This window comes from Klebsiella sp. R390 (assembly GCF_051131745.1).
Classification (GTDB): domain Bacteria; phylum Pseudomonadota; class Gammaproteobacteria; order Enterobacterales; family Enterobacteriaceae; genus Klebsiella.
In genome coordinates, this window is the sequence record NZ_CP180445.1 from 1,638,759 (window position 1) to 1,656,522 (window position 17,764).

The 17,764-nt window shown below is 59.9% G+C and carries 17 protein-coding genes; 12 read left to right on the forward strand and 5 right to left on the reverse strand.

Features of this window, described 5'->3' with window-relative positions; all coding sequences use genetic code 11:
- Positions 1 to 146 precede the first annotated feature (146 nt).
- From ACMYSP_RS07650 to eutC, 4 genes are all read left to right on the forward strand, one after another.
- Complete coding sequence (locus ACMYSP_RS07650) at positions 147 to 1,529, forward strand: glycoside hydrolase family 28 protein (protein WP_434586228.1); 1,383 nt, start codon at positions 147 to 149, stop codon at positions 1,527 to 1,529.
- 178 nt (positions 1,530 to 1,707) lie between these two features.
- Complete coding sequence (gene eat / locus ACMYSP_RS07655; protein WP_434586229.1) at positions 1,708 to 3,087, forward strand: ethanolamine permease; 1,380 nt, start codon at positions 1,708 to 1,710, stop codon at positions 3,085 to 3,087.
- Between the two features lie 9 nt (positions 3,088 to 3,096).
- Positions 3,097 to 4,485: an ethanolamine ammonia-lyase subunit EutB gene (locus tag ACMYSP_RS07660; RefSeq protein WP_123755615.1), complete on the forward strand. Its 1,389-nt coding sequence runs from the start codon at positions 3,097 to 3,099 to the stop codon at positions 4,483 to 4,485.
- Positions 4,482 to 5,261, forward strand: coding sequence for an ethanolamine ammonia-lyase subunit EutC (gene eutC / locus ACMYSP_RS07665; protein ID WP_434586230.1), 780 nt, complete (start codon positions 4,482 to 4,484; stop codon positions 5,259 to 5,261). Before ACMYSP_RS07660 ends, eutC begins: the two co-directional genes overlap by 4 nt.
- Positions 5,262 to 5,366: 105 nt before the next feature.
- On the opposite strand, the gene ACMYSP_RS07670 is transcribed toward eutC, so the two are convergent.
- The gene (locus ACMYSP_RS07670; protein WP_434586231.1) at positions 5,367 to 5,543 is read right to left on the reverse strand and encodes a hypothetical protein; all 177 of its coding nucleotides are present in this window, start codon (positions 5,541 to 5,543) and stop codon (positions 5,367 to 5,369) included.
- Positions 5,544 to 5,815: 272 nt separating this feature from the next.
- Between ACMYSP_RS07670 and ACMYSP_RS07675 the strand changes: the two genes are divergently transcribed.
- The 8 genes from ACMYSP_RS07675 (at position 5,816) to phnE (ACMYSP_RS07710) (ending at position 12,685) form a co-directional block, all read left to right on the forward strand.
- Positions 5,816 to 6,625, forward strand: a complete 810-nt coding sequence (locus ACMYSP_RS07675; protein WP_434586232.1) for an ABC transporter substrate-binding protein — start codon at positions 5,816 to 5,818, stop codon at positions 6,623 to 6,625.
- Position 6,626: 1 nt separating this feature from the next.
- Positions 6,627 to 7,445, forward strand: a complete 819-nt coding sequence (locus ACMYSP_RS07680; protein ID WP_434586233.1) for an amino acid ABC transporter ATP-binding protein — start codon at positions 6,627 to 6,629, stop codon at positions 7,443 to 7,445.
- On the forward strand, positions 7,442 to 8,194 hold the full coding sequence (locus tag ACMYSP_RS07685; protein WP_434586234.1) for an amino acid ABC transporter permease: 753 nt from the start codon (positions 7,442 to 7,444) through the stop codon (positions 8,192 to 8,194). The genes ACMYSP_RS07680 and ACMYSP_RS07685 overlap by 4 nt, the downstream gene beginning before the upstream one ends.
- Complete coding sequence (locus ACMYSP_RS07690) at positions 8,184 to 8,882, forward strand: amino acid ABC transporter permease (RefSeq protein WP_434586235.1); 699 nt, start codon at positions 8,184 to 8,186, stop codon at positions 8,880 to 8,882. The genes ACMYSP_RS07685 and ACMYSP_RS07690 overlap by 11 nt, the downstream gene beginning before the upstream one ends.
- A gap of 177 nt (positions 8,883 to 9,059) precedes the next feature.
- Positions 9,060 to 9,902 (forward strand): phosphonate ABC transporter ATP-binding protein, encoded by an 843-nt coding sequence (gene phnC, locus ACMYSP_RS07695; protein WP_434586236.1) that lies wholly within the window; start codon positions 9,060 to 9,062, stop codon positions 9,900 to 9,902.
- A gap of 23 nt (positions 9,903 to 9,925) precedes the next feature.
- The gene (phnD, locus tag ACMYSP_RS07700) at positions 9,926 to 10,867 is read left to right on the forward strand and encodes a phosphonate ABC transporter substrate-binding protein (RefSeq protein ID WP_434586237.1); all 942 of its coding nucleotides are present in this window, start codon (positions 9,926 to 9,928) and stop codon (positions 10,865 to 10,867) included.
- 67 nt (positions 10,868 to 10,934) lie between these two features.
- A complete protein-coding gene (phnE, locus tag ACMYSP_RS07705) occupies positions 10,935 to 11,807 on the forward strand; it encodes a phosphonate ABC transporter, permease protein PhnE (protein WP_434587038.1) in 873 nt (290 codons plus the stop codon).
- A complete protein-coding gene (phnE, locus tag ACMYSP_RS07710; RefSeq protein WP_434586238.1) occupies positions 11,804 to 12,685 on the forward strand; it encodes a phosphonate ABC transporter, permease protein PhnE in 882 nt (293 codons plus the stop codon). Before phnE (ACMYSP_RS07705) ends, phnE (ACMYSP_RS07710) begins: the two co-directional genes overlap by 4 nt.
- Positions 12,686 to 12,778: 93 nt before the next feature.
- On the opposite strand, the gene ACMYSP_RS07715 is transcribed toward phnE (ACMYSP_RS07710), so the two are convergent.
- The 4 genes from ACMYSP_RS07715 to ACMYSP_RS07730 all read right to left on the reverse strand — a co-directional run bounded on the left by ACMYSP_RS07715 (position 12,779) and on the right by ACMYSP_RS07730 (position 17,749).
- A complete protein-coding gene (locus ACMYSP_RS07715; protein ID WP_434586239.1) occupies positions 12,779 to 13,441 on the reverse strand; it encodes an HAD family hydrolase in 663 nt (220 codons plus the stop codon).
- Positions 13,442 to 13,628: 187 nt separating this feature from the next.
- Positions 13,629 to 15,416, reverse strand: coding sequence for an aryl-sulfate sulfotransferase (locus tag ACMYSP_RS07720; RefSeq protein WP_434586240.1), 1,788 nt, complete (start codon positions 15,414 to 15,416; stop codon positions 13,629 to 13,631).
- A 24-nt stretch (positions 15,417 to 15,440) separates the two neighbouring features.
- A complete protein-coding gene (locus ACMYSP_RS07725) occupies positions 15,441 to 16,184 on the reverse strand; it encodes an ABC transporter ATP-binding protein (RefSeq protein ID WP_434586241.1) in 744 nt (247 codons plus the stop codon).
- Positions 16,181 to 17,749 (reverse strand): ABC transporter permease, encoded by a 1,569-nt coding sequence (locus ACMYSP_RS07730; protein WP_434586242.1) that lies wholly within the window; start codon positions 17,747 to 17,749, stop codon positions 16,181 to 16,183. Before ACMYSP_RS07730 ends, ACMYSP_RS07725 begins: the two co-directional genes overlap by 4 nt.
- Positions 17,750 to 17,764: the final 15 nt, after the last annotated feature.

The following is a 17,764-nucleotide window of genomic DNA, read 5'->3' on the forward strand; positions in this document are numbered from 1 at the left end:
GCGATTTTTTGATGGGCATACGCCAGAAAAAAACGCGCAATATTCAGGCAAATTAACCACAAAGCGTAAATCGTGATCGCCGCATGCCTAATAATAAAATGCGAGTGCTAATTTTATAAAACACAAAACCAAAAAAGGACGCATTCATGAAACGCCGTACTCTTCCTCTGTTGGCTGCCGTGACCGCGGCGGGCATCCTGCCGGTTGTGCCCGCGCAGGCGGCAAGTCAGGTAACCTTTCCCGATAAAGTCTGTGATATCACCCGCTACGGCGCGGAGGGCCACCGCCTGCAAATTGCGCTCAATACCGAAGCCATCCAAAAAGCAATTGATGACTGCGCCGCCGCAGGCGGAGGAACCGTGCTGGTCCCCAAGGGCAACTATCTGACTAACCCTTTGTTTCTGAAAAGCCATATTCAGCTCAAGCTGGAAAAAGAGGCCACCCTGGTGGCGTCGACCGAAGTCGCGGCCTATCGCGGCGATGACAAAACCAAATATGCCGAAGCGGAAAATGGCTGGCTGCCGTTTATTAGCATCGCCGATGCGCAAAACGTCGCGATCGTCGGCGAAGGCACCATCGACGGCCAGGGCGCGGTGTGGTGGGAACGCTGGCGGGAAAATATCCGCGCCACCGGCAAGAAAGGCGGCACCGACCGACCACGGCTGATTTACATCACCCGTGCGAACAACGTGCTGATCGACGGCGTCACCCTGACCCATTCGCCAAGTTTCCACGTGGTGACCCGCTACGCCCACGATGTCGATATCAACGGCACGCGCATTCTTTCGCCCTGGCATGCGCCGAATACCGATGCTATCGACCCGATTGATAGCCAGAATATCCGCATTACCAATAACTACATCGACTGCAATGACGACCATATCGCCATCAAAGCAGAGAAAGCCGACCCGCGTTTCCCTGATGGGGTGGTGAGTAATATCTACATCGCCAACAACACCCTGAAGCAGGGACGCGGGATCTCCATCGGCAGCGAAAGCTCTGGCGGGGTCAATAACGTCGTGGTGGAAAATAATACCTTTGAGGGCTCGATGTACGGCATCCGCATTAAAAGCCCGCGCGGCAAAGGCGGCGAGGTGAAGAACATCGTTTACCGCAATACCAAAATGCATGACGTCGAGGTCCCGCTGGTGTTCTCCGCGTACTACAAAGCGGCACCAATTGTGCAGGCGGAAGTCGATAAACAGCTGCAGGCGGGCGGTTTTACCCTCGGCGAACAGATCTATCCGCCGGACAGCGATCCAAAACAGCCGTTCGACCCGTACAAAACGCCGCACTTTAGCAATATCACCGTCGAAAATTTAACCTCGACCGGCAACAGCAAAGCCGCGGCCTATATCATCGGGACGCCGGAAGCCCCGCTCAGCGGCTTCCATTTTACCAACGTCAATATTGAAGCCGAGAACGGCATCCGGGTGCGTAACGCCGAACTGGAGACCAAAGGCCTCACTCTGAAGGTGAAAAGCGGCCCGGCAATCCGCAAAGATGCTGGCGCCATCGTCAGCGAATAACCCCGCTCGCCCACCGCCTGAGCCTCAACAGGCGGTCTGCACCATAACGGTTGTCAATCGTCGTGCAGGCCGCCTCTTTTTTGCGCATCGCCTCACGCCAGCGCGCGCAAGTCCATGCCGGGAAGATGGCATTCTCTTTGCAACGCTATAAGTCTCTTCATCTGGCGAGGCAGTGAATATGACAGGGCAAACGACAACATTAAAAAGAACGCTCGGCAGTTTCCGTTTATGGGGGATAGCCGTCGGGCTGGTGATCTCAGGCGAGTATTTTGGCTGGAGCTACGGCTGGTCCCAGGCCGGGACGATGGGTTTTATGATTGTGGCGTTGGCGATTGCCGCCATGTACTGCGCCTTTATCTTTAGCTTTACCGAACTGACCACCGCTATTCCGCACGCCGGCGGGCCGTTTGCCTATGCCTACCGCGCCTTTGGCCCCACCGGCGGTTTTATTGCCGGATTTGCCACACTGATTGAATTCGTCTTTGCGCCCCCGGCTATCGCCATGGCGATCGGCGCCTATCTTAACGTCCAGTTTCCGGCGTTGGATCCCAAATGGGTGGCCTGCGGCGCCTACGTGGTCTTTATGACGCTGAATATCCTTGGCGTCGGGATTGCCGCCACCTTCGAGCTGATTGTCACCCTGCTGGCGATTTTCGAGCTGCTGGTGTTTATGGGGGTCGTCGCACCGGGCTTCTCATGGAGCAACTTTACCGCCAACGGCTGGGCAGGAGCAGAAAGCTTCAGCGGCCTGGCGCTGCCGGGAATGTTTGCCGCCATTCCCTTTGCTATCTGGTTCTTTCTGGCCATTGAGGGCGCGTCGATGGCGGCCGAAGAAGCCAAAGACCCGCAGCGCACCATTCCACGCGCGCTCGGCGGCGGCATTCTGACCCTGACCGTACTGGCTATCGGGGTGATGGTGTTTGCCGGCGGCGTCGGCGACTGGCGCACTCTCGCCAATATCAACGATCCGCTGCCGCAGGCGATGAAAATGGTGGTCGGCAGCAGCAGCGGCTGGCTGCATATGCTGGTGTGGCTGGGGCTGTTTGGCCTGGTGGCGTCGTTCCACGGCATCATTATGGGCTATTCGCGCCAGATCTACTCCCTGGCGCGGGCCGGCTACCTGCCCGCCAGCCTTGCCACCCTCAACCGCCGCACCCGCACCCCGTATCTGGCGATCCTGGCCGGGGGCGTGGTCGGCATTGCGGCGATTTTCTCCGACTCGTTGATCACTATCAGCGGTATGCCGCTGACCGCCTGCATCGTCACGATGTCGGTATTTGGCGCTATTGTTATGTATATCACCTCGATGGCGGCGCTGTTTAAGCTGCGCCGCAGCGAGCCGAACCTGATTCGTCCATTCCGTGCGCCGCTCTACCCGTGGGCTCCGGCCTTCGCGCTGGCGATGGCGGTGCTCTGCCTGGTCGCGATGGTCTGGTATAACCCGCTACTGGCGCTGATTTTCGCGGCCATGATGCTGGGCGGCTATCTGTGGTTTCGCAAAACCGCCTCAGCCCGTGAACGCGCTCTGCTGGATCCGCAGCTGCGCATCGTTTCGTAAGGAGTCGGCATGTATAAAACCACGCTATCGGGCCAGGTATGGCGCTTTGATAGTTTGAAAACGCTGATGGCAAAGGCGTCGCCAGCCCGTTCCGGCGACGCCCTCGCGGGGGTGATCGCCGATAGCGCCGAAGAACGGATGGCGGCGAAAATTGCGCTGGCGGACGTCCCGCTGACGGAGATTCTGGCCAATCCTCTCATTCCGTATGAGCAGGATGAGGTGACCCGGCTGATTATCGACACCCACGACAGCGCGGCATTTGCCGCCATTCGTCACCTGACGGTGGGGGATTTTCGCGACTGGCTGCTGGATGACGCCACCGATACCGCCACCCTGCAACAGGTGGCCCGGGCGATCACTCCGGAAATGGCGGCGGCGGTCAGCAAACTGATGCGCAATCAGGACCTGATCCTTGCGGCCAGCAAGTGTCGGGTCATCACCCGCTTTCGCAATACCATCGGCCTGCCGGGGCACCTTAGCGTCCGCCTGCAGCCCAATCATCCGACGGATGACATGAAAGGGATCGCCGCCAGTATGCTTGACGGCCTGCTGTACGGCGCGGGGGATGCGGTGATCGGCATCAACCCGGCCAGCGACAGCCTGCCGGTCCTGGCGCAGCTCAACCATATGCTTGACGATATTATCCAGCGCTTCGCCATCCCGACCCAGTCCTGCATTCTGACCCACGTCACCAACACCCTGCAGTTGATTGAACGCGGGGCGCCGGTGGATTTGGTGTTTCAGTCGGTGGCGGGCACCGAGGCGGCCAACAGCGGTTTTGGTATCAACCTGGCACTGTTGCAGGAGGCGCGCGAGGCCGCCCTGAGCCTCAATCGCGGCACGCTGGGCAACCACGTGATGTATTTCGAAACCGGACAGGGCAGCGCGCTATCTGCCAACGCGCATCACGGCGTCGATCAGCAGACCTGCGAAGCCCGCGCCTACGCCGTGGCCCGTCATTTCGAGCCGCTGCTGGTCAATACGGTGGTGGGATTTATCGGCCCGGAGTATCTCTACGACGGTAAGCAGATTATCCGCGCCGGTCTGGAAGACCACTTCTGCGGGAAGCTGATGGGGCTGCCGATCGGCTGCGATGTCTGCTACACCAACCATGCGGAAGCGGACCAGGACGATATGGACACGCTGCTGACCCTGCTGTGCAACGCCGGGCTGACCTTTCTCATCGGCGTGCCGGGCGCCGACGATATCATGCTCAACTACCAGAGCACCTCGTTTCACGATGCGCTGTACGCCCGCCGCCTGCTGGGGCTAAAGCACGCCCCTGAGTTTGCCGCCTGGCTGGCGAAAATGCAGATTATCGACCCGGACGGCACCCTGCGCCTGACCGATGCCCGCCATCCGCTGCTCTCCGTCCTGCCGCAAGGAGCCCCCGTATGAACCGACCCGATGCCTGGAACCCGCTACGCGAATTTACCGATGCGCGGATCGCGTTGGGGCGCAGCGGCGCCAGCCTGCCCACTCGTGAAGTGCTCAATTTCGGCCTTGCCCATGCCAGGGCCCGCGATGCGATTCATCGGCCATTTGAAAGTGAGCAGCTGGAGCCGCCGCTGGCGGAGATGGGGCTGTCATCGTTAACGGTGCACAGCGCCGCCAGCGATCGCCATATTTACCTTAATCGCCCCGATCTCGGACGGCGGTTGAGCGATACCAGCCGTGCCGATCTGGCCGCCAGCGGTGCCCGTCCGGCGGACCTGCTGCTGGTGATTGGCGACGGGTTGTCATCGTATGCCGTACACCGTCAGGCGTTGCCGCTGATTCGCGCCCTGCTGCCCTACCTGCAGACGCTGGGCATCAGCCTGGCGCCGGTGGTGCTGGCCCACCAGTCGCGGGTGGCGCTGGGCGATGATATTGGCGAAACGCTGCGGGCCAGAGCGGTGGCGATATTGATTGGCGAGCGCCCGGGGCTTTCGTCTCCGGACAGCCTCGGGGTCTATCTGACCTGGCAACCGCATCGTCAGCGGCTGGAGTCAGAGCGCAACTGTATTTCGAATATTCGCCCGGACGGGCTGGGATATGAAGCCGCCGCCTTTAAGCTGGCGTGGCTGCTGGAGCAGGCGTTTTTACGTCGTCTTACCGGCGTGCATCTCAAAGATGAAAGCGATAATCCGGCGCTGCATGGCAAGGTCAAACCGTTAGGGATTGGCAACAATTAAAGCTGCTGGCGGCTGCGGCTTCTGTCCCGTTTACCGCAACCGCCAGTAGCCTCGCGCTACACAAAGCACACCTCATTCCAGTAGGCTTCACGCGTCCTGCGTCGCTCAGTATGTTTTATCATGACGGAACCACCCGGTTTCAACATTTGCGATATCCACGCCGTACAGGCTGGCGACCGGCAATATTGCCTCCATCATGCGTTGGGTATCTTGCTGCCCGGCTTCACCGTTAGATAAAAACGCCAGCCAGCCCGTGATCCGTTGCCAAAGTGCTACTTTCATTTTTCCTCCGTTGGGACGCAAAGTGTCTGACGTTATTTCAACCACAGATGACGTCGGGCGGGAAATATCAATTCCGGGTTTCGAATCCCAGAAGATGCATATTGCCCGCGATCCCATCGCCCGGTATGTCCACATAGCCGGCGCAGCGATACCCATAACTTCCTTATGTGTATTTCGATATAAATAAGCATTTTTTCTTCTTTGCCCGGTCTGGTGAATCTGTGGGAGCGTAATAGCCACAACATAAAAACAGGGATTCAGGGGAATAGATTATGCGCATGGCAAAAACAACACTCGCGTTAGCACTGGGGATTCTGGCGCTGACCACCCAGGCCCAGGCAGACCAACTGGCCGATATCAAGGCCGCAGGCGTGGTCAAAGTCGCCACTTTTGATGCCAACCCGCCGTTTGGCTCGGTTGATCCAAAAACCCACCAGCTGGTGGGCTATGACGTCGATTTTGCCAAAGCGTTGGCAACGTCGCTGGGAGTAAAACTGGAACTGGTCGCGACTAACCCGGCCAACCGTATTCCACTGCTGCAGTCCGGCAAGGCTGACCTGATCGTCGCCGACATCACTATCACCCCGGAACGCGCTCAGGTGATTGATTTCTCAACACCGTATTTTGTTACCGGCCAGCAGTTCCTCGTGCCGGTCAAATCGCCGGACCAGCTCGACAGCTACAGCAAGGCGCGGATCGGCGCGGTCAAAGGCACCACCGGCGAACAGGCGCTGCACCAACGTTTCCCGCAGTCGCGAGTGCTCTCCTATGACGATATTCCGCTGGCGCTGACCGCGCTGCGCAACGGCAACGTCCAGGCCATTACCCAGGACAGCACCATTCTGGCCGGTTTGCTGGCGGAGGCCCCGGACAAAGCCAGCTTTAAAATCATCCCCGACCTGCTGAGCAAAGAGGAGATTGGTGTGGGGGTTAAAAAAGGTGAACCCGCGCTGCTGAAGGCGGTCAACGACGAGCTGGTGAAGCTGGAGCAGTCCGGCCAGGCGGCAAAAATCTATGATGTCTGGTTTGGTCCTGCCACCAAAACCCCACAGCCGCGCGCGTTTACCATAGAAGCGAAATAATATGTTATCGGGTCTGTTTTCACGCTCCGCGGCTTCGGCCGCGGATTTTTCGCATTTGCAGCGCGCCAGTATCGAATTTCGCCAGGCGGCCAAGCGTTACGGCGACCATCAGGTCCTCAACGGGATCGACCTGCAGATTGAGCCGGGAGAAGTGGTGGCGATCCTTGGCCCGTCGGGATCGGGGAAATCAACCCTGATCCGCCTGATCAACCAGCTCGAATCCCTCAGCAGCGGCGAGATACTGATCGACGGGAAACCCACCCGCCAGCTGACGAGCAGCGCCCTGCGTCAGCTACGCAGCCGCGTCGGCTTCGTGTTTCAGCAGTTCAATCTCTATGCCCATCTGACGGCACAGGAAAATATCACCCTCGCGCTGGAGCGCGTCCACGGCTGGCAAAAAAACGCCGCCCGCGGGCGGGCGCTGGAGCTGCTGCAACAGGTCGGGCTGGAAGACAAGGCGCAACATATGCCCTCTCAGCTCTCCGGCGGCCAGCAACAGCGCGTCGCTATCGCCCGGGCGCTCGCCTCCTCGCCGCAAATTATCCTCTTCGATGAGCCAACCTCAGCGCTCGATCCGGAAATGATTGGCGAAGTGTTGCTGGTCATGAAACAGCTGGCCCACAGCGGCATCACCATGGTAGTGGTCACTCACGAGATGCAGTTCGCCCGCGATATTGCCGACCGGGTGGTGTTTATCGACGGCGGCGATATTCTCGAAGTGGCACCTCCGGCGGACTTTTTCGCCCGGCCACAGCACGCCCGCACCCGGCGCTTTCTGCAAAAAGTACTGGATCCGCTGCACCAGGAGAGCCTCGAATGACCCCGCTACTCGACTGGCACGGCGTGCTGAGCGGGCAGCCGCTACAGTGGATTATTTCCGGCTTTCTCACCACCCTGTGGGTCAGCGTCGCCGGCATCCTGCTGGCCACATTGCTGGCCATTGTGCTGCTGGCCCTGCGTTTAGGCGGCGGGCGAGCCGGGCGCAGCCTGGTCGCCTGCTGGGTTTCGCTGTTTCGCAACACCCCGCTGCTGGTGCAGTTGCTGTTCTGGTATTTCGCTGCCTGGAACCTGCTGCCGCTGCCGGTGCGGGATTTCATTAATGCTGACCACGCCTGGTCCATTCTGCCGGGCAACGTCTGGTGGCTGACGCCGGAGTTTCTCTGCTCCATGTGGGGGCTGGGGGTGTTCACCTCGGCGTTTCTGGTGGAAGAGATCGCCTCCGGGCTACGTGCCGTCAGCCACGGCCAGCGGGAAGCGGCCCTCGCGCAAGGCTTCACGCCGTGGCGCGAACTGCGCTATATCCTGCTGCCCCAGGGGCTGAGTAACGCCTGGCAGCCGATCGTCGGCCAGTATCTGAACCTGATGAAGCTCTCGTCGCTCGCCAGCGGCATCGGCTTTGCTGAACTGACCTACCAGGTACGGCAAATCGAGAGCTATAACGCCCACGCGCTGGAGGCTTTTGCCGTCGGTACGGCGTTGTATCTGGCGCTCGGGGTGATCATGGGGATGGTGCTGACGCGTCTCGGCCCGGGCAAAACGCCGCTCAGGAGCCTGTCGCATGAACGCTAATCTGGCGGTGATCGCCGATAACCTCGATTACCTGCTGTGGGGCCGACTGGCAGAAGGCATTCCCGGCGGCGTTGCCCTGACGCTAATGATGGCGATTGGCGCGGCGGCGCTGGCGTTGCCTCTCGGCATTGTGCTGGCCGGGGCTGCCTGGCGTTACGGCGGCACGGTGCGTCGGGTACTGTTTCTGTGGGCCGAGCTAATTCGCGGTATTCCGCTAATTTTCGTTATTTTCTGGCTATGGTATCTGCTGCCGATGCTCACCGGGAGCGACCTGCCGGGCGCGGTAACGGTCACCCTGGCATTGGCGTGGTTTACCGCCGCGTCGGTGATGCATTCGGTACTGGCCGGCCTGCAGTCGTTACCCGCCGGTCAGCCTGAAGCCGCGCGCAGCCAGGGCTTTTCTGCCGGGCAAACGCTGCGCTTTATCCTGTTGCCCCAGGCGCTGCGCAACGTGCAGCCGTCGCTGGTGGGGATTTTTATCAATCTGCTGAAAGACACGTCGCTGGCGTTTATCGTTAACGTCCCGGAGCTGACCACCGTCGCCGGTCAGGTCAACAACCGGGTACAGATCTACCCGCTGGCGATTTTTGTCTTCACCGGCGTGGTCTACTATCTGCTGTGCTGTGGCCTGAGCCTGCTGGCCAACCGCCGCTTTACCCGACGCCACGCCCGCGGCCAGGCCGCCTGACGGGCCGTCTGCCTGGCCCTGGCATCCTGCGCCAGGGCCCGTTTTTCCCTGTCGGTTTCGCCGTCTGTGCTCACGCAATAACCGCGCCGTTCACCATTCTTTCGCCTTACCGTCATATAACGATCACATAAAACACCATTAATAGTGCCCAGTTTAATGACGAATCTGGACACTCTGATGAATAGTTCTCTTGCCATGGTCAGCGACAGCGATTATCCGCCAGCGGTTCAGCCGGATGGCGCCCGGCAGCGGAAAGTCTTAAGCGTGCGCAACCTGAATAAGTCTTACAGCGCGCAGCAAACCGTGCTGGATAACATCAGTTTCGATCTCCATGCCGGCGAACTGGTGGGGGTGATCGGCCGCTCTGGCGCCGGGAAATCCACCCTGCTGCATGTGCTGAACGGCACCCACAGCGCCACCGGCGGCGAGATCCTCAGCTACCCGGAAGTGGGCATGCCCCACGATGTGGCGAAGCTGACGGGCCGGGCGTTAAACGCCTGGCGCAGCGAATGCGGCATGATATTCCAGGACTTTTGCCTGGTGCCACGCCTCGACGTGCTGACCAACGTGCTGCTGGGCCGCCTGAGCCAGACCTCAACGCTGAAATCCCTGTTTAAGATCTTCCCTGACGCCGACCGGGCGCGCGCCATTTCGCTGCTGGAGTGGATGAACATGCTGCCCCACGCGCTACAGCGTGCAGAAAATCTCTCCGGCGGCCAGATGCAACGCGTCGCCATCTGCCGCGCGCTGATGCAGAACCCTGGCATTTTACTGGCCGACGAGCCGGTTGCCTCTCTCGATCCCAAAAATACGCAGCGCATCATGAATGTCCTGCGCGAAATCAGCGAACAGGGCATCAGCGTGATGGTGAACCTGCATTCGGTGGAGCTGGTGAAAGAGTATTGCACGCGGGTTATTGGCGTGGCGAAGGGCAACATTATTTTTGACGACCATCCTTCACGGCTGACGCAGGACATTCTGCATCAGCTGTACGGGGATGAAATTAGCCAATTGCATTAATTGCCACTCACACGGACAACATAATGAAACAATACATCACTGGTGCAGTTCGTTTATCCGCAGCGGTTGCGGGAATAATGATGGCCTGGCAGGCAGGTGCTGCGGAACAGCCAAAAGAATTAAATCTGGGGATCCTTGGGGGCCAGAACGCCACCCAGCAAATTGGTGATAACCAGTGCGTCAAACAGTTCCTCGATAAAGAGCTGAACGTCGATACTAAATTACGTAACTCTTCCGACTATTCCGGCGTTATCCAGGGTCTGCTGGGCGGTAAAGTTGACGTGGTGCTGAGCATGTCGCCTTCGTCCTACGCTTCCGTTTATATCAATAACCCGAAAGCGGTCGATATTGTCGGGATCGCCGTGGATGATAAAGATCAGTCCCGCGGCTACCACTCAGTGGTGATCGTGAAAGCCGACAGCCCGTACAAAACGTTAGACGATCTGAAAGGCAAAGCGTTTGGCTTCGCTGACCCGGACTCCACTTCCGGCTTCCTGATCCCGAACCACGCCTTTAAACAGAAATTCGGTGGCACGTCGGATGATAAATACAAAAACTTCTTCTCCAGCGTCACCTTCTCCGGCGGCCACGAGCAGGACATTCTCGGCGTTCTGAACGGCCAGTTCGCAGGGGCGGTCACCTGGACCTCGATGGTCGGCGACTACAACAGCGGCTACAGCGTTGGCGCCTTTAACCGCCTGATTCGTATGGATCATCCCGATCTGATGAAGCAGATCCGCATCATCTGGCAATCGCCGCTGATCCCCAACGGCCCGATCCTGGTCAGCAATGCGCTGCCGGCTGATTTCAAAGCCAAAGTGGTCACCGCGATCAAAAAACTGGATACCGAAGACCACGCCTGCTTTATCAAAGCCATGGGCGGTACCCAGCATATCGGCCCGGGCAGCGTGGCCGATTTCCAGCAGATTATCGATATGAAACGCGAGCTGGTGAGCGCGCGTTAATCCCGCCCCCACGCCGCCTCCGCGACCACCAGCGTGAGGCGGCGGCATGCTGAAGACCCATCGACGTATGAATATATCGAACACCGAATTTGAACGTTATTACCAGCAGGTACGGTCGCGGCAAAAGCGCGACACCTTTGGCTGGTCCTTGCTCTTACTGGTGCTCTACTTCGCCGCCGGCAGCGCCGCTGAATTTAATCTCTTCACCATCTGGCACTCGCTGCCGAATTTTCTCGATTACATGTATGAGACGCTGCCGACGCTCCATATCAGCACCCTGTTTGCCGACGCCCACACTAAAGGCTCGCTGGCCTACTGGGGCTACCGGCTGCCGATTCAGCTGCCGCTGATCTGGGAAACCTTACAGCTGTCGCTGGCGTCGACGCTGGTGGCGGTAGCTCTCGCCACCCTGCTGGCGTTTCTTGCCGCCAACAACGCCTGGTCACCGCCGCCGTTGCGCTTTGCCATCCGTGTGGTGGTGGCCTTTTTACGCACCATGCCGGAGCTGGCGTGGGCGGTGATTTTCGTGATGGCCTTCGGCATTGGCGCAATTCCCGGCTTTCTGGCGCTAATGCTGCACACCGTCGGCAGCCTCACCAAGCTGTTTTACGAAGCGGTAGAGAGTGCTCAGGACAAGCCGGTGCGCGGGCTACTGGCGTGCGGTGCCTCGCCGATACAGCGGATCCGTTTTGCGCTGTGGCCGCAGGTCAAACCGATCTTTCTCTCCTACGGTTTTATGCGCCTGGAGATTAACTTCCGCTCGTCCACCATTCTGGGGCTGGTGGGCGCCGGCGGGATCGGCCAGGAACTGATGACCAACATCAAACTGGATCGTTACGATCAAGTCAGCATCACGCTGCTGCTGATTATTATCGTGGTGTCGCTGCTGGATATGCTGTCCGGCCGCCTGCGACAGTGGGTTCTCGAGGGGAAAAAATGAGTCAATGGCAAAACCAACCGGATGTGGCCGCCAGCCGTCGGCAGCATCGGCAGTTGTATCGGGCTCAGGGGCGCTATTTGCGTTTCGTCGGGCTGTTGACGCTGGCGAGCGTGCTCTATTACATCTGGTTCTTTATGCAGTTCGGTATCAGCAGCGAGCAGCTGGCGACCGGGCTGCAGCAAATCAGCCGTTATCTGCTGCGGATGTTTGTCTGGCATGATTTCTGGAACTGGCCCTTCCGCTACTACTTCACGCAAATCGGCATCACGCTGGCGATTGTCTTCGTCGGCACCCTGACCGCTACGGTTATTGCGCTGCTGCTCTCTTTCCTCGCGGCGCGCAACATCATGCGCGGGCTTATCCCCGGCTTTATCGCTCTGCTGATGCGCCGTCTGTTTGACGTCCTGCGCGGTATTGATATGGCTATCTGGGGGCTGATTTTTGTGCGTGCCGTGGGGCTGGGGCCACTGGCCGGGGTGCTGGCGATTATCATGCAGGATACCGGGCTGCTCGGGCGGCTGTATGCCGAAGGGCATGAAGCGGTCGACCGTTCGCCAGGGCGCGGGCTGACCGCCGTGGGCGCCAACGGCTTGCAGAAACATCGCTTCGGCATTTTTACCCAGTCGTTCCCGACGTTTCTGGCGCTGAGCCTGTATCAGATTGAGTCGAATACCCGTTCCGCCGCGGTGTTAGGTTTCGTCGGCGCCGGCGGTATCGGCCTGATTTATGCGGAGAATATGCGCCTGTGGAACTGGGACGTGGTGATGTTTATTACTCTGTTGTTGGTCGCGGTGGTGATGGCGATGGATACGCTCTCCGCGTGGCTGCGCCGCCGGTATATTGGCGGCAGCGTGGTACCGCTATTTAAAGCTGATTAGCGTTTCCCGGAGGCGGCGCAATGCGCCTGTCCGGGCTACAGGCCAGTGCAGTCTGGTAGCCCGGACCGGTGCGCAGTACCGCCTCCGGGGAGATTACAGCCGCCACTCCAGCACCGGCCACTGGTGCCGGGCATTTGCCGCCGTGAGCTGCGGGCAGGGATTGACCAGCCGGACATGGTCGGCATGCAGGCACAGCGGCAGGTCGTTAATCGAATCGGTGTAGAAGGTCACCTCACCCGAATATTCAGGATGGGCCCGTTGCCACGCTGCCAGCCGCACCACTTTCCCCTGTTGATAGCTCGGCGTGCCGGCAATCACGCCGCTGTAGCCGCCATCGGCCATCTCCACATCGATACCCAGCGCCTGCTCAATCCCCAATGCCTGCGCCACCGCATGAACCAGTAGACTCACCGAGGCCGAAATCACCAGCATCTGTTCGCCCTGTGCGCGTAAGGTTTGCAGGAGATCCCACGCCTGCGGGTAGACCCGCGGCATAATTTCTTCGCGCACGCAGCGGGCCACCAGCGCGTCAACCTCAGCCTGCGGCACGCCGATCAGCGGCGCCTGCAGTAACGCAACATAGTCGGCGATATTCATCTCACCACGATCGTAATCATCCATCAGCAGGGTTTCCCGCGCCAGATACGCCGGATCGCTCACCCAACCTTCCCGTACCAGAAAGCGGCTCCAGACCGTGCTGCTGTCGCCCTTAATCAAGGTATTATCCAGGTCGAAAATCGTCAGATTGTTGGACATGATGCACTTTCCCTACTCAGCAAAAATTGGCTCGCCAGAGCATGCTTAACGAAGATGACAGGAGAATGACTCGCCTGTACGTAGGGCAAAGGGTAGCAAAACGAACGGCAAAACGGTCACATTTGCCAGACGGCGGCCCGCCACGATCGCGGGCCGCCCTGCTCTGTCTGCGCCTGACGCGCCAGACTTACAGTACCGCGCTCTGCAGCCAGTTAATCAGGCTGTCCACGGACGGGTCCGCCGGGGCCCGCGCCGTCGGCTTGCCAGATTTCAGCACCAGCAGCGCCGGCAACCCGCGAACGCCAAGCTGTTGCGCCAGCGCCTGATGGCGATCGGCATCGAGGTAACGCGTCTCAAGAGGCGCAATCTGGTCGGCGAGCGTCTCATGGCTCAGCCGTTGCCACAGCTTACGGCAGTGAACGCAGCGCTCGGCCCCGACAAACAGCAGGATCGGATGCTCGCCAGCCAGTTCACTTGGCGTGCTCACAGGTTCAAAGCGGCTCTCGGCAACGCGGAACAGTTTCGGGCTGCGTAGCAGGGTATCGTTGTCGGTTGCTACACACAGCGCATCGGCGCTTTTGCTGTAGGGTTGCACACCGGCAACGCGCACCACGCTCTGAGCCGGACCTGCCGCCGCCGCGCCGGGCTGGCGCAGGGTGCGCACATCCACCGCCGCGATCGCGGTTTCTGCCGGCGGCGCCAGCTGCGGGATCCAGTGGTACGGAATCCGATAGGCGCGGTAAACCATATTGTTATTTAACGTTTTTCCCCAGAACGGTGAGATGTATTCCCAGACGATGTCATGATCGCGGGTGACTTCAAAAACACGTCCGTTGGACCCTTCGTTAATCAAGGTATTGCCGTTTTCAAGGCGCTGCATGTTGCTGATATAAGGGCTATAGAAGCGGTACGAATCGGTCGGCTGCGGAAGATCCGCTTCATACGGCGAATAGCGCCATTCGATATCGAGCGTCACTGGGTTGATCTCGAGGATCCGCGAATAGTCGCGCCAGGCATTTTTCACGCCGTCCGCCGACGCCGGATTGGGGGCGCCGTATCCGGCCCAGCCGCCGTTATCGAAGATCAAAATATTGCCAGCGCCCGGTAAGCCCTGAGGGATCATATGCGCATGGTGCTGGCCGATAATCCAGCCCAGATGTTTCAGCTGCGGCTTGCTGTAGTCCGGCCCCAGCTGCCAGACAATCCGCCCGCTCTGTTTGTCGATGATGGCGATGATATTGGATTCCCGCGCATCCCAGATGATGTTGTCTGGATGGAAACGCGCATCGCCGTCGTCATACCATTTGTTGGGCCCCAGCGCCGACATCGAGTTAATGTGCATCCAGTCGCCCATGCCGCCGCCGCTGGCACGCATATTGGGGTTATTGCGTAACGCCGTCCGCGCCGCCTCGTCAAAGCCCAGCTCGTGAAAATGATCGCTGCATCGCCATTCCCATACCACGTTGCCCTGCCAGTCGACTTCGATGATGGTGTCATCCAGCAACAGCTTGTCGGAAATCGCCTCGTTAACCAGGTTGGTATGGGCAAGAATTAAGGTATTGCCGCCCTCTACCTGTGGCTCCAGCCCCGGCGCGTAATAGCCCACCGGGTTCCCGGCCCGCTGATAATCATGGTGCGCACGTGCCATCCAACGCGGCGGATGACCGGGGTCGCTGACCTGCTCATAGCGCTCAAATCGCCAGGTGATATTGCCTTCCCAGTCTACCTGAATCAGATCGAGCATATCCTGCATGCCGTAACGGGGATCGCGCTCGCCGCTGTGGCCAAGGATCGCCCCGCCGGGCAGGATTTTATTCGGAAAGCCATGTAGCTCAGGCCATTCGCGGACCACGTTGCCGTTCATGTCTACCAGCACTGCGCCATGTTCGGTCGCCTGGAAAACGGTATAGCCGCTCCACGCCCGCTGCGGATCGTAAAGCGTGGCCCCGGTCGGGTAGACGGAAGGATGTCCCATGTTGTCACTCCTTAAATAGTCAAATCAGGCAGTAGTAATCAATGTACGAATCTGGCGGCAGGCGGCAGCGAAGCCCGCCTCGTCGCGCTGACGGGGATGCGGTAGCGCCAGCGTCACCACTTCACGGATCCGCCCCGGGCGCGGCGAGAGCACCACCACCCGGTCGGCCAGCGCCACGGCCTCTTCCACATCGTGGGTCACCAGCAACGTGGTGGTCCCCGCCTGCCGGTGAATGCGCAGCAGCTCCTGCTGCAAGGTGTGGCGTGTCAGGGCATCCAGCGCGCCGAAGGGTTCATCAAGCATCAGAATTTGCGGACGTGCGATCAGCCCGCGAGCAATCGCGACCCGCTGGGCCATGCCGCCGGAAAGCTGCGCCGGCAGCGCATCAGCGAACTCTGTCAGCTGAACGCGCGCCAGCATCTCCAGCGCGCGCTGGCGCTTCTCCGCCCGGCTTAGCGGTTCATCCGCCAGGCCAAGCATGACGTTGTCGATAACCTTCAACCAGGGAAACAGCCGCGGCTCCTGAAACACGATGCCGCGATCTTTTCCTGGCCCAACCACCGGCTGGCCGTTCACGCGGATCTCCCCCTGCGTGACCGGTTCAAGGCCAATCAGCATCCGCAGCAGCGTCGATTTACCGCATCCGCTGCTGCCGACCAGCGCCACCAGCTCGCCGGCGGCAATATCGAGGCTAAAATTGTGTAGCGCCGTCACCTGTTGCCAGGACTTACGCACATGGTGAAAAGAGACCAAAGTCGATGCGGTCATCGTTGCTCCTGTTGGCGCCAACGGGTGGCGCGAAATTCCAGTAAACGTCCGGCTTTATCCAGCGCCGCTCCGGTGAGGCCAATCAGCACCATCCCGCAAAGGATGGTCGGCATATCAAGCAGCTGCTGCGCATTAATCATCAGGCTGCCGATGCCGGTCCCGGAGGACATGAAATATTCCGCACCGATATTGCCAAGCCACGCGTAGATCAAAGCCAGACGCAGGCCGGCAAAGATCCCCGGCGCGGCTCCCGGCAGAATCAGCTGCCGCAAGCGGGTTACAGCGCCAAAACGTAATACCCTGGCCACGTCGTCAAGCTGCGGATCGCGCTGACCGACGGCCTGTAACGTACTGAAGAACATGGGAAAGAAAGCCGCCAGCGCGATGAATACGATTTTGCCGCCGTTGTCGTTACCCACCCATGCCGTCAGCAGCGGCAGCCAGGCAAACAACGCGATATGGCGCAGGACGTTCAGCGTCGGGGTGAATATCTGTCCGGCGCGCGGACGCAAGGCCAGCAGCAATCCGCACAGCAGCCCGGCGACAATCCCCAGCGCACCGCCGGCACAGGCCCGCCCCAGGCTTGCCAGCATCGCCGCGGTCAACTCACCACTGAGCATTCCTGCAAGCGCGCGCTGCGCCACCGCCAGCGGCGATGAGAACAAGGCGGTATCAAGCCACCCCCACTGGCTGGCCAGTTGCCACAGCGCCAGCAGTATTAACGGCAGCTGAAACGCCTGCCAGCTGGCCTGCGGTTTCCAGGCCAGCCGACCGGTCGCAGGCTGCGGCCAGAACACCAGCCGGGTGTAGAGACGGTTGGTCGCCCACTCCATCAGCAAGCCGCTGAGGCCCACCACCGCGATGGTGACGAAGACAATATCCAGTTGAAACAGCTGACGGCCCCAGACCATCAGGTAGCCGATGCCTTCGGAAGAGGCCAGCAGTTCAACCACAATCAACGAGACCCAGGCCTGAGAAAGCGCCAGCCGCAGACCGGTGAACCAGCCCGGCAGGCTCGCGGGGATCACCAGCCAGCGCAGGCGCTGCCAGCGGGAGAAGTTCATCACCTGCGCCGCTTCCCCCAACGTTAATGGCACGCTGGTCACCGCCTGCTGGGTGTTGATGGTCATCGGCACGATGGTGGTTTTGACGATAACCGCCAGCTTCAGGCCGTTATCGATACCAAACAGCACCATAAACAACGGGATCCAACCGAGGGTCGGGATCTGCGCCAGCGCATAAAACAGCGGCTCAATGCGTCGGGCGGCGCCCGGTACCAGGCCAAACAGCGCCCCCAGCAGAGTGCCCGCCATCACCCCCAACAGCAGCCCGCTCGCCAGGTGCTGAAGGCTGACGCCCCATTGTCCAATCAGATCGCTCCCCAGCAGCGACAGCGCGGTATCTGCCACCACCGCCGGTGCCGGCAGAATTTGTTCCGGCATCCAGTGCCCGGCGGCGGCGAGGTACCACAACCCCAACACCAGCGCGGGCAGCAGCCAGGGCCAACCGTTCAGACTGAAGGTGGGCCAGAAAAATCTGCGTCTTTTCATGAGAATCAGCGACATAACGGTCCACGTGTT

Coding starts and splice junctions, on each gene's coding strand:
- ACMYSP_RS07650 (WP_434586228.1), top strand. CDS start 147: ATGAAACGCCGTACTCTTCCTCTGTTGGCTGCCGTGACCGCGGCGGGC.
- eat (WP_434586229.1), top strand. CDS start 1,708: ATGACAGGGCAAACGACAACATTAAAAAGAACGCTCGGCAGTTTCCGT.
- ACMYSP_RS07660 (WP_123755615.1), top strand. CDS start 3,097: ATGTATAAAACCACGCTATCGGGCCAGGTATGGCGCTTTGATAGTTTG.
- eutC (WP_434586230.1), top strand. CDS start 4,482: ATGAACCGACCCGATGCCTGGAACCCGCTACGCGAATTTACCGATGCG.
- ACMYSP_RS07670 (WP_434586231.1), bottom strand. CDS start 5,543: ATGAAAGTAGCACTTTGGCAACGGATCACGGGCTGGCTGGCGTTTTTA.
- ACMYSP_RS07675 (WP_434586232.1), top strand. CDS start 5,816: ATGCGCATGGCAAAAACAACACTCGCGTTAGCACTGGGGATTCTGGCG.
- ACMYSP_RS07680 (WP_434586233.1), top strand. CDS start 6,627: ATGTTATCGGGTCTGTTTTCACGCTCCGCGGCTTCGGCCGCGGATTTT.
- ACMYSP_RS07685 (WP_434586234.1), top strand. CDS start 7,442: ATGACCCCGCTACTCGACTGGCACGGCGTGCTGAGCGGGCAGCCGCTA.
- ACMYSP_RS07690 (WP_434586235.1), top strand. CDS start 8,184: ATGAACGCTAATCTGGCGGTGATCGCCGATAACCTCGATTACCTGCTG.
- phnC (WP_434586236.1), top strand. CDS start 9,060: ATGAATAGTTCTCTTGCCATGGTCAGCGACAGCGATTATCCGCCAGCG.
- phnD (WP_434586237.1), top strand. CDS start 9,926: ATGAAACAATACATCACTGGTGCAGTTCGTTTATCCGCAGCGGTTGCG.
- phnE (WP_434587038.1), top strand. CDS start 10,935: ATGAATATATCGAACACCGAATTTGAACGTTATTACCAGCAGGTACGG.
- phnE (WP_434586238.1), top strand. CDS start 11,804: ATGAGTCAATGGCAAAACCAACCGGATGTGGCCGCCAGCCGTCGGCAG.
- ACMYSP_RS07715 (WP_434586239.1), bottom strand. CDS start 13,441: ATGTCCAACAATCTGACGATTTTCGACCTGGATAATACCTTGATTAAG.
- ACMYSP_RS07720 (WP_434586240.1), bottom strand. CDS start 15,416: ATGGGACATCCTTCCGTCTACCCGACCGGGGCCACGCTTTACGATCCG.
- ACMYSP_RS07725 (WP_434586241.1), bottom strand. CDS start 16,184: ATGACCGCATCGACTTTGGTCTCTTTTCACCATGTGCGTAAGTCCTGG.
- ACMYSP_RS07730 (WP_434586242.1), bottom strand. CDS start 17,749: ATGTCGCTGATTCTCATGAAAAGACGCAGATTTTTCTGGCCCACCTTC.